Origin of the sequence: Aeromonas hydrophila subsp. hydrophila ATCC 7966, from assembly GCF_000014805.1 — a bacterium.
GTDB classification, from domain to species: Bacteria; Pseudomonadota; Gammaproteobacteria; order Enterobacterales; family Aeromonadaceae; genus Aeromonas; species Aeromonas hydrophila.
Genome location: NC_008570.1, coordinates 4,281,579 through 4,294,481, shown reverse-complemented (window position 1 = coordinate 4,294,481; position 12,903 = coordinate 4,281,579). Strand labels below are relative to the sequence as shown.

The following is a 12,903-nucleotide window of genomic DNA, read 5'->3' as shown; positions in this document are numbered from 1 at the left end:
CACAAGGCTTTATTGTCGAATGCTTGCGCCCTTCGCCGTGCAATGCCGTGCAATCACAACAAAATAGGAACCAGCCATGTCTGATATCCTGAAGAACGATGTGGACCCGATAGAAACGCTGGAGTGGCTTGCCTCTCTGGAATCCCTGCTGCGTGAAGAGGGTCCCCAACGCGCTCAGTTCATCCTTGAACAGTTGGCCGAGAAAGCCCGCGCAAGCGGTGTGGACGTGGCTGCCAAGGCAAACCGCGATTACATCAACACCATCCCGTCCAGCGAAGAGCCGGACTACCCGGGCGACCTGGAGATGGAGCGCCGCATTCGCGCCATCATCCGCTGGAACGCCATGATGATCGTGCTGCGCGCTTCCAAGAAAGACCTGGACCTGGGTGGTCACATGTCTTCCTTCGCTTCTTCCGCGACCATCTACGAAGTCTGCTACAACCACTTCTTCCGCGCTCGCAGCGAGAAGGACGGTGGCGACCTGGTCTACTTCCAGGGTCACATCTCCCCGGGCATCTATGCTCGTGCCTTCGCTGAAGGTCGTCTGACCGAAGAGCAGCTGGACAACTTCCGTCAGGAAGTGGATGGCAAGGGTATCCCTTCCTACCCGCACCCGAAACTGATGCCGGACTTCTGGCAGTTCCCGACCGTCTCCATGGGTCTGGGCCCCATCGCCGCCATCTATCAGGCTCGCTTCCTGAAGTACCTGACCGACCGTGGCATCAAGGATTGCTCCGAGCAGACCGTTTACGCCTTCCTGGGTGATGGCGAGATGGACGAGCCGGAAGCCAAGGGCGCCCTGACCGTTGCCGTGCGTGAAAAGCTCGACAACCTGGTGTTCGTGGTCAACTGCAACCTGCAGCGTCTGGATGGCCCGGTTGTCGGCAACGGCAAGGTCATCAACGAGCTGGAAGGCCTGTTCTCCGGCGCTGGCTGGGACGTCACCAAGGTGATCTGGGGTCGCAAGTGGGATGAGCTGCTGAAGAAAGACACTTCCGGCAAGCTGATCCAGCTGATGAACGAGACCGTGGACGGTGACTACCAGACCATGAAGTCCCGTGATGGCGGCTACGTGCGCGAGCACTTCTTCAACCGTTACCCGGAAACTGCCGCGCTGGTCAAAGACATGACCGACGAGGAGATCTTCGCCCTGAACCGCGGTGGTCACGATCCTCGCAAACTGTTCGCCGCCTTCTCCAAGGCTGCGGCGACCAAGGGCAAGCCGACCGTGATCCTGGCCAAGACCATCAAGGGTTACGGCATGGGTGAAGCAGCCGAAGGCAAGAACATCGCTCACCAGGTCAAGAAGATGGATCTGGGCTCCGTGCGTCACCTGCGCGATCGTTTCAACCTGCCGGTCACCGACGAGCAGCTGGAAACCCTGCCGTACCTGAAGATCGAAGAGGGTACCGAAGAGCACAAGTACCTGCACGCCCGTCGTGCCGCGCTGAAGGGCTATGTACCGACCCGTCTGCGCGAGAGCACCACCAAGCTGGAAATCCCGGCGCTGGATGCTTTTGGTCCGCTGCTGGGTGAACAGGCGCGCGAAATCTCCACCACCATGGCGTTCGTGCGTTCCCTGAACGTGATGCTGAAAGACAAGTCCATCGGCAAGCGCATCGTCCCGATCCTGGCTGACGAAGCCCGTACCTTCGGTATGGAAGGTCTGTTCCGCCAGATCGGTATCTACAGCCCGCACGGTCAGCAGTACACCCCGCAAGACCGCGACATCGTTTCCTACTACAAGGAAGACAAGCAGGGTCAGGTTCTGCAAGACGGCATCAACGAGCTGGGCGCCATGTCCTCCTGGCTGGCTGCTGCGACCTCTTACAGCACCAACGATTGCCCGATGATCCCGTTCTACATCTACTACTCCATGTTCGGCTTCCAGCGGATCGGCGACATGGCGTGGGCAGCCGGTGACCAGCAAGCCCGTGGCTTCCTGCTGGGTGCGACCTCCGGTCGTACTACCCTGAACGGCGAAGGTCTGCAGCACGAAGATGGTCACAGCCACATCCTGGCCAACACCATCCCGAACTGCGTCTCCTACGACCCATCCTACGCCTATGAAGTAGCGGTGATCGTACAGGACGGTCTGCGTCGCATGTACGGTGAGAAGCCGGAGAACGTCTTCTACTACATCACCACCCTGAACGAGAACTACGCCATGCCGGCCATGCCGGAAGGCGCCGAGGAAGGCATCCGCAAGGGTATCTACAAGCTGGAAACCGTGGCCGGCACCAAGGCCAAGGTACAGCTGCTGGGTTGTGGCTCCATCCTGGGTCACGTGCGCACCGCCGCCCAGATCCTGGCCAGCGAGTACGGCATCGGCTCCGACGTGTTCAGCGTCACCTCCTTCAACGAGCTGGCTCGTGACGGTCAGGACGCGGATCGCTGGAACATGCTGCACCCGAACGCCGATGCTCGCGTACCGTACATCGCTCAGGTACTGGGCAGCGAAGCCACCATCGCCGCGACCGACTACATGAAGTCCTTCGCCGATCAGGTGCGTGCCTTCGTACCGACCGAGAACTACCGCGTGCTGGGTACCGACGGTTACGGCCGTTCCGACAGCCGTGCCAACCTGCGTCGTCACTTCGAAGTGAACGAATTCTACGTGGTGGTTGCTGCCCTGACCGAACTGGCCAAGCGCGGCGAGGTAGACAAGCAGGTTGTGGCTGACGCCATCGCCAAGTACGGCATCGATGCCGACAAGGTCAACCCGCTGTACGCGTAAGAGGATCAAGTGTCGTGCCGGGACTCGCTGCCCGGCACGACCTTGCAAAGGTTAACGCGAGAGACGCGTGACAGCAGTCGGTCACGCGGATGCACGCAAGAGGATAAAGCACAATGTCCAAACAGATTATGGTGCCGGATATCGGCGCCGATGAAGTTGAAGTCACCGAGATCATGGTGGCCGTGGGTGACAAGGTCGAACTCGATCAGTCCATCATCGCGGTAGAAGGTGACAAGGCCTCCATGGAAGTACCGGCCCCGTCCGCCGGTATCGTCAAAGAGATCCTGATCAAGGTGGGTGACAAGGTTGCCACCGGTTCCCAGATCATGATCTTCGAAGCCGAAGGTGCTGCCGCACCTGCGCCGGTTCAGGCGGCTGCACCGGTTGCAGCCGCACCGGCCGCCGCTCCTGCTGCTGCCGCTCGCAAAGACGTGCACGTGCCGGACATCGGTGACGACGAAGTGGACGTGACCGAGATCATGGTTGCCGTGGGCGACATGGTTGAAGCCGACCAGTCCATCATCGCCGTGGAAGGTGACAAGGCCTCCATGGAAGTGCCGGCACCGTTCGCCGGCCGCGTGGTCGAGATCAAGGTTGCCGCTGGCGCCAAGGTCTCTACCGGTTCCCTGGTGATGGTCTTTGAAGTGGCTGGCGCCGCTCCTGCCGTTGCTGCTGCACCGGCCCAGGCTGCCGCTCCCGTGGCTGCTGCCCCGGTTGCCGCCGCTGCCAAAGAGGTCAACGTACCGGATATCGGTGGCGACGAAGTCGAAGTCACCGAGATCATGGTCGCCGTGGGTGACAAGGTTGAAGCCGACCAGTCCCTGATCGCCGTGGAAGGTGACAAGGCCTCCATGGAAGTGCCTGCCCCGTTCGCCGGTGTGGTCAAAGAGATCAAGGTGAAGGCGGGTGACAAGGTCTCCACCGGTTCCCTGATCATGGTATTCGAAGTGGCTGGTGCTGCTCCGGCCGCCGCAGTTGCCCCGGTTGCTCAGGCTGTCGCCCCGGTCGCTGCTGCCCCTGTTGCAGCTGCTCCGACGCCGGTTGCCCAGGCTGCTGCCGCCTCCGACTTCGTTGCCAACGATGCCTACGTACACGCCTCTCCGGCCGTGCGCCGTCTGGCGCGCGAGTTCGGTGTCAACCTGGCCAAGGTGAAAGCCTCCGGTCGCAAGGGCCGCATCGTCAAAGAAGACGTGCAGGCTTACGTGAAGGATGCGGTCAAGCGCGCCGAGTCCGCTCCGGCTGCAGGTCAAGGCACTGGCAACGGCATGAGTGTGCTGGCGTGGCCGAAGGTCGATTTCAGCAAGTTCGGTGATGTGGAAGAGGTCGATCTGACCCGCATCCAGAAGATTTCCGGTCCGAACCTGCACCGCAACTGGGTCATGATCCCCCATGTCACCCAGTTCGACGAAGCGGATACCACCGAGCTGGAAGCGTTCCGCAAAGAGCAGAACGCGATGCTCGAGAAGCAGAAGGCAGACGTGAAGATCACCCCGCTGGTGTTCATCCTGAAAGCCGCCGCCAAGGCACTGGAAGCCCACCCGCGCTTCTGCAGCTCCCTGTCCGAAGATGGCAGCAAGCTGATCATGAAGAAGTACATCCACATCGGTGTGGCGGTGGATACCCCCAACGGTCTGGTTGTGCCCGTGGTGCGCGACGTCAACAAGAAGGGCATCATGGAGCTGTCTCGCGATCTGGCCGAGATCTCCAAGAAGGCCCGTGCCGGCAAGCTGACCGCTGCCGACATGCAGGGCGGTTGCTTCACCATCTCCAGCCTGGGTGGCATCGGCGGTACCAGCTTTACCCCGATCGTCAACGCGCCAGAAGTGGCCATCCTCGGTGTCTCCAAGTCCGAGATGAAGCCGAAGTGGAACGGCAAAGAGTTCGCGCCGCGCCTGATGCTGCCGCTGGCCCTGAGCTACGACCACCGCGTCATCGATGGTGCCGATGGAGCTCGCTTCATCACCACCATGAACGGCGTGCTGTCCGACATCCGTCGACTGGTCCTGTAAGTGAGAGGGCGGGCCCAGAGCCTGCCCTTTTTACTTCTCATTTCGTTAACAGGATTGTAAACTTGCCCCGTTTTTTTCACGGCTGCAGCCGCCTCGTTCTGGTTTAAGACTGCGCTGTCCGGGGATATAAGAACGACAAAGAGGTCATGATGAGTAAAGAAATCAAAACCCAGGTCGTAGTACTGGGTGCTGGCCCTGCCGGTTATTCCGCTGCCTTCCGTGCAGCCGATCTGGGTCTGGATACTATTATCGTCGAGCGTTACTCCACCCTGGGTGGCGTCTGCCTGAACGTGGGTTGCATCCCGTCCAAGGCGCTGCTGCACGTCGCCAAAGTCATTGAAGAAGCCAAGGCGCTGGCCGAGCACGGCATCGTCTTCGGTGCCCCGCAGACCGACATCGACAAGATCCGTCTGTGGAAAGAGAAAGTCATCAACCAGCTGACCGGCGGTCTGGCTGGCATGGCCAAGATGCGTAAAGTACAGGTTGTTAACGGCTTCGGTAAATTCACCGGCCCGAACACGCTCGAAGTGACCGGGGAAGACGGCAAGACCACAGTGACCTTCGACAACGCCATCATCGCTGCCGGTTCCCGTCCGGTGAAGCTGCCGTTCATCCCGCACGATGATCCGCGCGTATGGGACTCTACCGATGCGCTGGAGCTGACTACCGTTCCTGGCAAGTTGCTGGTTATCGGTGGCGGCATCATCGGCCTGGAGATGGGTACCGTGTACTCCTCCCTGGGTTCCGAGATCGACGTGGTGGAATTTGCCGACCAGCTGGTACCGGCTGCCGACAAAGACATCGTCAAGATCTACACCAAGCGCGTGGCCAAGAAGTTCAACATCATGCTGGAGACCAAGGTCACCGCAGTTGAAGCCCGTGAAGATGGCCTGTACGTTTCCTACGAAGGCAAGCATGCCCCGGCCGAGCCGGTGCGTTACGACAACGTGCTGGTTGCCGTAGGTCGTGTGCCGAACGGCAAGATGCTGGATGCCGAGAAGGCCGGCGTTGCCGTGACCGAACGCGGTTTCATCGAAGTGGACAAGCAGCTGCGTACCAACGTGGCGCACATCCACGCCATCGGTGACATCGTTGGTCAGCCGATGCTGGCTCACAAGGGTGTGCACGAAGGCCACGTGGCTGCCGAAGTCATCGCCGGCAAGAAGCACTACTTCGACCCGAAAGTGATCCCGTCCATCGCCTACACCGAGCCAGAGATGGCCTGGGTTGGTCTGACCGAGAAGGAAGCCAAGCAACAAGGGCTGAACTTCGAAGTCGCCACCTTCCCGTGGGCTGCTTCCGGTCGCGCCATCGCGTCCGACTGCTCCGACGGCATGACCAAGCTGATCTTCGACAAGGAGAGCGGCCGCGTCATCGGTGGTGCCATCGTGGGTACCAACGGTGGTGAACTGCTGGGTGAAATCGGTCTGGCCATCGAGATGGGTGCCGACGCCGAAGACATCGCGCTGACCATCCACGCTCACCCGACTCTGCACGAGTCCGTGGGTCTGGCTGCCGAAGTGTTCGAAGGCTCCATCACCGACCTGCCGAACGCCAAGGCCAAGAAGAAGAAGTAATTCGCTTCTGCCTGTAAAAAAGCCGCTCAATCGAGCGGCTTTTTGTTTTTCAGCGTCTGCTGGCGGTTTAGCAGCGCCCTTTCTTGGCCTGCCCAGGCGGACAGAAGGTACCGTAGCCCCCCCGATCCCCATCGCTGACCCGGATCCGGGTATCGTCCACGCTGACGTCGGCACCGTGTACCCGCACCGGCCCGCTGCTGCAGGCGCTGAGCAGACCGCTCAGCAAGATCATCACTACCAGCTTGCCCATAACTCCTCCTCTCATTTTCCTGATTATGGGGCATTTTCAGAGGCGGGTGGAGGCGGCACAAAGCCCCTGCGTCACGGCCTGCCGTGGTGGCGACAGAGGGCGCCGCAGCGCCCTCTGGCAAGTTGTGTCGAGGTAGCCAGAGGCTACAGGCGGAAGTGGCCGACCAGCTTGTCCAGCTCGCCGGAGAGCTGCTGTAGACCACGACTGGCATCGGTCAGCTGGTGCGCAATGTCGGCGGTCTCCATGGTGAGCTGGTTGATGTCCTCCACGTTGCGGTTGAGTTCGCCCACCACGCTCGACTGCTCTTCGGTGGCGGTAGCGACCTGGATGTTCATGTCGTTGATCTGGGTGATGTGGGCGGTTATCTGGCCGAGGGCGCCGTTGGCCTCGTCAGCCTGGGTCACGACGGCGAGGCTCTGGCTGCGGCCCTGGGTCATGGCACTGACGGCGCGGGCACTCTGTTCCTGCAGCCGGTTGATCATGCCCTGGATCTCGGCGGTGGAGGCGGCGGAGCGGTTGGCGAGGTTGCGCACCTCGTCGGCCACCACGGCGAAGCCGCGACCCTGCTCACCGGCGCGGGCGGCCTCGATGGCGGCGTTGAGTGCCAGCAGGTTGGTCTGCTCCGAGATGCTGCGGATGGTTTCCAGAATGCTGCCGATGGAGTCGGTCTGGGTCGCCAGCGACTCGATCACTCCGGCGACCTGTGCAATCTCGTCGGAGAGACCGACGATGCCGTGGCGCGCCTGGGCGACCACGCCGGCACCCGCATCCGCCTGTTCGTTGGCCTGTCTCGCCACTTCTGCGGCGAGGGAGGCGTTGCCGGCGATCTCGGTGACGGTGGCGCCCATCTGGTGGATGGCGGTGGCCACCTGCACGGTGCGGTCGCGCTGGGCGGTACAGTTCTGCTGGGTCAGCTGGGCCTTGGCGGCCACCTCGTCAGCCGTGGCGGCCAGTTGGTGGGAGTTGCGGGCCACCTGCTCGATGGCGCTGTGGATCTTGCTGACGAAGTGATTGAAGCTCACCGTGATCTCCGCCAGCTCGTCATGGCCGTTCAGTTGGGCACGGGAATCCAGCGCCAGGTGTTCGGCGGCATAGCCGATGTACTGCTGCAGGAAGCCGACCCGGCGCTTGAGGTTCATCAGGATGAGTACCGAGACCAGCAGCGAGATGAGGATGGCGCCGGTGATGATGCTGATCATCTGCAGCCGCCCGCTGGCATAGCTCTGTTCACCGAGCTGATGGCGCTGCTGGGCCTGCTGGATCAGGCCATCGAGCAGGGCGTTGGCATCCTTGCGCATGGTGCCGTAGGTGACGGTATAGCGATCCCGATAGATGCCCCTTGCCGCTTCCATGTCGCCCTGTTCCAGCGCCTGCAGCATGGGAGCCAGCTCGTTGCTCGCCATTCCCTCGAACTGGCTGAGCAGCTGCTGGGCATTGGCTTTGGCGGCGGGGTCGGTCTGGGCGGTGACGGCCTGTTGCATGGCCTGACGCATCTCGGGAATATCCTCCTCCCGGCTCTCCTTGACCCGGGTGATCACCCCCTTCGCATCCTTGAGGGAGGTATCCTGCAGCAGCATCATGTCGATGCCGACCCGCATGCGGGGAATGCGCGAGACCACCTCCGCCATGGCGCGCATGGGGGTGGCGGTGTTCTGGTAAAGCTCGGTGGATTGTTGCTGGATGGTGCCCATGCTCTTGAGGCTGGCACCGCCCACCAGCAGCAGGGCGAGACAGGGCACGGTGACAGCCAGGATCAGCTGCAATTTGAGCGTCAGTTTACCTTCTAGCATGGGGTTTCCTCGCTGATCATGACGATGTGAATTATCAGAGTATAAATCGACGGATTTGGCGCCAACTTGAGTTTTTGTTAACAAACGACCAACAAAAAGGGGCGCCATAGCGCCCCTTATGATGTCAGAAGTCTTAGAGCCGGAAGTTGCCGACCAGCTTGTCCAGTTCGCCGGAGAGGTGCTGCAGGCTGCGGCTCGACTCGGTCAGCTGGTGGGCGATGTCGGCGGTCTCCATGGTGAGCTGGTTGATGTCTTCCACGTTGCGGTTGATCTCACCCACCACGCTCGACTGCTCTTCGGTGGCGGTGGCGACCTGGATGTTCATGTCGCTGATCTGGGTGATGTGGGCGGTGATCTGGCCGAGCGCGCCGTTGGCCTCATCAGCCTGGGTCACCACTTCCAGACTCTGGTTGCGGCCCTGGGCCATGGCGCTGACGGCGCGGGCGCTCTGCTCCTGCAGCCGGTTGATCATGCCCTGGATCTCGGCGGTGGAGGCGGCAGAGCGGCTGGCGAGGTTGCGCACCTCGTCGGCCACCACCGCGAAGCCACGCCCTTGCTCCCCGGCGCGGGCGGCCTCGATGGCGGCGTTGAGCGCCAGCAGGTTGGTCTGCTCCGAGATGCTGCGGATGGTGTCGAGGATGCTGCCGATGGAGTCGGTCTGGCTGGCCAGCGACTCGATCACCCCGGCCACCTGCTCAATCTCGCCGGAGAGGCCGACGATACCGTGACGGGCCTGGGCTACCACCAGGGCGCCGGCGTCGGCCTGTTCGTTGGCCTGCTTGGCCACATCGGCCGCCAGCGAGGCATTGCCGGCGATTTCGCTCACGGTGGCGCCCATCTCGTGGATGGCGGTGGCCACCTGCACGGTGCGATCCCGCTGGGCGGTACAGTTGTGCTGGGTCAGCTGGGCCTTGGCGGCCACCTGGTTGGCAGTGGCAGCGAGCTGGCGAGAGTTGCTCGCCACCTGTTCGATGGAGCCGTGGATCTTGGCGACGAAGTTGTTGAAGCCGGTGGCCACCTGGGCCAGTTCATCCCGCCCCTCCACCTTGAGACGCTGGGTCAGATCGCCGTCGCCGCTGCCGAGTTCGCGGAACAGGCGGGCCAGCTGGTTGAGCGGGCGGCTGACCGAGCCGGCCAGTAGCATGCCGAGCAGCCCCATGCCGGCGGCGATGGCCAGGCTCACCAGCAGGATGTGCAGGCGGGCTCGGTCCAGCTCGGCATAGATCTCCGCTTCCGGCACCTGGGCCACCAGATACCAGTCGAGCAGCGGGATATAGCTGCTGGCCAGCACCACCGGCTGGCCGTCGATCTCGGCGTGGGTGGCGGCAAAGGGCTGATTGTTCAGCAGGTTGCCGCTGCCGCTTGCCAGCTGGGCCAGGCTGTCACGGTCGATGCGGCTGGCGTCGGGGTGCAGCTTCACCTTGCCGCTGCCGTCGGTCATGAACACGAAGCCGCTGTCGCCGATGCGGAAGTTGGCGAGCATGCTGACCATGCTGTCGAGGGACTTGGCAAGGCCGGCGAGGCCGCGGCCATTGAGCTGCTGGAAGTTGACGAACAGCTTCACCTCGCCGTTGGTCTCGCGAAAGATGCTGAGCATCAGGTCTTGCTGGCTCTTGGTGTAGCCATAGAACCAGGCATCCTGCTCCGGGGTGAGGTTGCGCAGGAAGCCATCCTGGTTGTAGTAGGCAGCGCTCTGGCGATCGGCGAAAGAGGCGGTGACCAGCCCGTACTGGGCTGCCATGTCCTTGAGCTGGTCGATCAGGATCGACTCCTGCTCCTTGGGCATGCCGCGGGCCACCCAGTCCAGCACGAAGCGATCGTTGGCCAGCTGTCTGGCGGCGCCGGCGACCGAGGTGAGATCCTTCTCGATCTCCTTGCCGATGCGCTGGGTCAGGTTGGGCAGCTCCTGCTCGAACATGCGGCTTTCGATCAGCTGCTGCGCCGAGCGCTGGCTGAAGTAGCCTACCAGCAGGCAGGAGAGCACCACGGCCAGGGTGACCGTGGCCAGGATTTTCTGTTTGAGTGTCAGGCTTGCAAGCATGGGAGTGACTCGGGTGAGTGAACACGGGATTGAGGACATATTAGCGGCAGCCCGGTGCCACCCTTGATAGGCCGACCCACTTTATTGATGGATTACGTTTGCGCTCACATCGCCGCATGGGCGGCCAGCGTCGCAATGCATGCCGATATCCCCTGCCAACTGTTGCGGTTCGCCGGCCGCCCCTTATAGTAGGCTTCACTGCCTAGCTGGCTCGCCCTGGATTCAATGGAAAATCATATGCGCATCTTTCGTCGAGGATGGAACCCCCTGTTCCTGATATTGCTGGCCTGTCTGCCGCTGATGGCAGCGGCCCAGTCCGAGCGGCCCAAAATTGCCCTGGTGCTCAGCGGCGGCGGCGCCAAGGGGGCGGCCCACATCGGCATCCTCAAGGTGCTGGAAGAGAAGCGCATCCCGGTCGACATCATAGTGGGCACCAGCATGGGCTCCTACGTGGCGGGCATGTACGCCATGGGGCTCAGCGCCGAAGAGGTGGAGCGCACCACCCTGGCCATCGACTGGAACAAGGGCTATCAGGACAAGGTGGGGCGCGACGAGCTCTCCCTGCGCAAGAAACAGCAGAGCGAACAGTATCAGCTGCGCACCGACATCGGCGTCAATGGCGACTCGGTCCAGTTCCCCGACGGCTTCTTCCAGGGCCAGTCCATGGCCAGCCTGCTGCGCCACGCCACCTCCAACCTGCCGGTGCAGAAGAGCTTCGACGATCTGCCCATTCCCTACCGCGCCATGGCCACCGACATGGAGACGGTGACCCCCTTCGTGCTGGACCACGGCAGCCTCGCCAAGGCGATGCAGGCGTCCATGTCCATTCCCGGCGCTCTCAAGCCGGTGGAGTGGGAGGGCCACATCCTGGCCGATGGCGGCACCGTCAACAACATGCCGGTGGACGTGGCCAAGGCGATGGGGGCCGACGTGGTGATCGCGGTGGACATCAGCGCCAAGCTGCGCACCCGCGAGTCCTTGAAGTCGGGGCTGGCCATGATCGATCAGCTCACCACTTACATGACCCAGGTCGGCACCGAGAAACAGAAGGCGCTGATGGGGCCCAGGGACGTATTGCTGACGCCTGAGTTCGGCAACATGGGCATCGCCGACTTCGCCCTGATGCCGGAGGGGATCAAGCTCGGGGAGCAGGTGGCCAACCGCGCCTCGGCCCAGCTCGATGCGCTTTCTCTCTCTCCCGCCGCCTATGCCGCCTATCGCAACCAGAAGCTGAGCCGGCGCGCCGAGCGCAGCGGCCAGCCCGCCTACTACATCGACAAGGTGGAGATCATCAACAAGTCCCGTCTCTCCGACGAGACGGTGCACGCCATGCTGAAGGTGCGGCCCGACAAGATCCAGACCAACGAGAGCCTGGAGGCGGGCATTCGCCGGCTCTATGCGCTGGAGTCGTTCGATCGCATCACCTACGAGGTGGAGGAGCGGGGCGGCGAGAACGTGCTGGTGGTTAACGCCAGCGAGAAGAACTGGGGGCCGGGCTACCTCAACTTCCAGTTTGGCTTCTCCGATGACTTCGAGAGCAGCTCCAACTACAACGTGGGCATGTCCTACACCCTCACCAACGTCAACGACTGGGGGGCCGAGTGGCTGACCGAGGCATCACTCGGTACCGCCAAGCACTTCAAGACCGACTTCTACACCCCGCTGGAGCCCTCCCAGACCTTTTTCGGCGAGGCGAGCCTGGCCTACGACAAGACCCAGCGTCGCATCTTCATTCCCGAAGAGACGCGGGCGGCGGACGGGGTGAGCTATGTCGACTCCGAGTACAACTTCACCAACGTCGATCTGGCGGTGGGCTGGAATCGCCAGCCCTGGAGCCGCCTCTCGCTTGGGTTGGAGGGGAAGGTGGGTGACATCGACGTGCGCAACGTGGCGGATGCCAAGGTGGATGCCTCCTCCTGGGGCCCCTATGTCCGCTTCGAGCACGACACCCTCGACAGCCGCTACTTCCCCTATCAGGGTGCCTATTGGGACATCAAGGGGGGGTACTCCTCCGTCCGGCTGGATGACAATGACACGCTCAACGAGCGCTATGAGGGGGTCAACTACCACCTGGCGATGGTCAAGCCCTGGTCCTGGGACAGGCACAGCCTGAACCTGTTGCTTGAAGGCGGGGGCTCCACCTCCCAGGAAGAGCTGCCGCTGTTCGTGCAGGATCTGGGTGGGTTGTTCCGCATGTCGGGCTTCCAGCGCTATCAGCTGAGCGGCCGCTACAGCCTGTTTGGCGGGCTGCGCTACATCTACCGGGTGGCGGACAACGACTTCGGCGCGCTGCGGGCGCCACTCTATCTGGGCGGCTCCCTCGAGCAGGGCGGGGTGTGGGACAAGGGCGAAGACATCAGCATGGAGAGCTCCTTCACCGCCGGCTCCGTCTACGTGGGGGTGGAGAGCTTCCTCGGCCCCATCTTCCTCGGCTACGGCATGGCGGAAGGGGGCAACGACATGTTCTATCTGCAATTGGGCAGCACATTCGAATAACGG

7 protein-coding genes are annotated in these 12,903 nt (G+C 62.4%); 4 read left to right on the top strand and 3 right to left on the bottom strand.

The window, feature by feature from the left end; genetic code table 11:
* Nucleotides 1–76: 76 nt before the first annotated feature.
* The 3 genes from aceE to lpdA all read left to right on the top strand — a co-directional run bounded on the left by aceE (nt 77) and on the right by lpdA (nt 6,323).
* Nucleotides 77–2,737, top strand: a complete 2,661-nt coding sequence (gene aceE, locus AHA_RS19520) for a pyruvate dehydrogenase (acetyl-transferring), homodimeric type (RefSeq protein ID WP_011707563.1) — start codon at nt 77–79, stop codon at nt 2,735–2,737.
* 113 nt (nt 2,738–2,850) lie between these two features.
* Nucleotides 2,851–4,746: a pyruvate dehydrogenase complex dihydrolipoyllysine-residue acetyltransferase gene (aceF, locus tag AHA_RS19515; RefSeq protein ID WP_011707562.1), complete on the top strand. Its 1,896-nt coding sequence runs from the start codon at nt 2,851–2,853 to the stop codon at nt 4,744–4,746.
* Between the two features lie 149 nt (nt 4,747–4,895).
* Nucleotides 4,896–6,323, top strand: a complete 1,428-nt coding sequence (gene lpdA, locus AHA_RS19510; protein WP_011707561.1) for a dihydrolipoyl dehydrogenase — start codon at nt 4,896–4,898, stop codon at nt 6,321–6,323.
* Nucleotides 6,324–6,390: 67 nt separating this feature from the next.
* Here the strand turns inward: lpdA and AHA_RS19505 are convergent, their stop codons facing one another.
* From AHA_RS19505 to AHA_RS19495, 3 genes are all read right to left on the bottom strand, one after another.
* On the bottom strand, nt 6,391–6,573 hold the full coding sequence (locus tag AHA_RS19505; RefSeq protein WP_011707560.1) for a hypothetical protein: 183 nt from the start codon (nt 6,571–6,573) through the stop codon (nt 6,391–6,393).
* Nucleotides 6,574–6,716: 143 nt separating this feature from the next.
* Nucleotides 6,717–8,363, bottom strand: a complete 1,647-nt coding sequence (locus AHA_RS19500) for a methyl-accepting chemotaxis protein (protein ID WP_162901784.1) — start codon at nt 8,361–8,363, stop codon at nt 6,717–6,719.
* A 133-nt stretch (nt 8,364–8,496) separates the two neighbouring features.
* Nucleotides 8,497–10,404, bottom strand: coding sequence for a methyl-accepting chemotaxis protein (locus tag AHA_RS19495; RefSeq protein ID WP_164927754.1), 1,908 nt, complete (start codon nt 10,402–10,404; stop codon nt 8,497–8,499).
* Nucleotides 10,405–10,641: 237 nt separating this feature from the next.
* Between AHA_RS19495 and AHA_RS19490 the strand changes: the two genes are divergently transcribed.
* Nucleotides 10,642–12,900, top strand: coding sequence for a patatin-like phospholipase family protein (locus AHA_RS19490; protein WP_011707557.1), 2,259 nt, complete (start codon nt 10,642–10,644; stop codon nt 12,898–12,900).
* The last annotated feature ends 3 nt before the right edge of the window (nt 12,901–12,903 follow it).

What these genes read in the sequence shown, in the direction of transcription:
- AHA_RS19495 (WP_164927754.1), bottom strand. Translation starts at nt 10,404, where the DNA reads ATGCTTGCAAGCCTGACACTCAAACAGAAAATCCTGGCCACGGTCACC.
- AHA_RS19505 (WP_011707560.1), bottom strand. Translation starts at nt 6,573, where the DNA reads ATGGGCAAGCTGGTAGTGATGATCTTGCTGAGCGGTCTGCTCAGCGCC.
- aceF (WP_011707562.1), top strand. Translation starts at nt 2,851, where the DNA reads ATGTCCAAACAGATTATGGTGCCGGATATCGGCGCCGATGAAGTTGAA.
- AHA_RS19500 (WP_162901784.1), bottom strand. Translation starts at nt 8,363, where the DNA reads ATGCTAGAAGGTAAACTGACGCTCAAATTGCAGCTGATCCTGGCTGTC.
- AHA_RS19490 (WP_011707557.1), top strand. Translation starts at nt 10,642, where the DNA reads ATGCGCATCTTTCGTCGAGGATGGAACCCCCTGTTCCTGATATTGCTG.
- aceE (WP_011707563.1), top strand. Translation starts at nt 77, where the DNA reads ATGTCTGATATCCTGAAGAACGATGTGGACCCGATAGAAACGCTGGAG.
- lpdA (WP_011707561.1), top strand. Translation starts at nt 4,896, where the DNA reads ATGAGTAAAGAAATCAAAACCCAGGTCGTAGTACTGGGTGCTGGCCCT.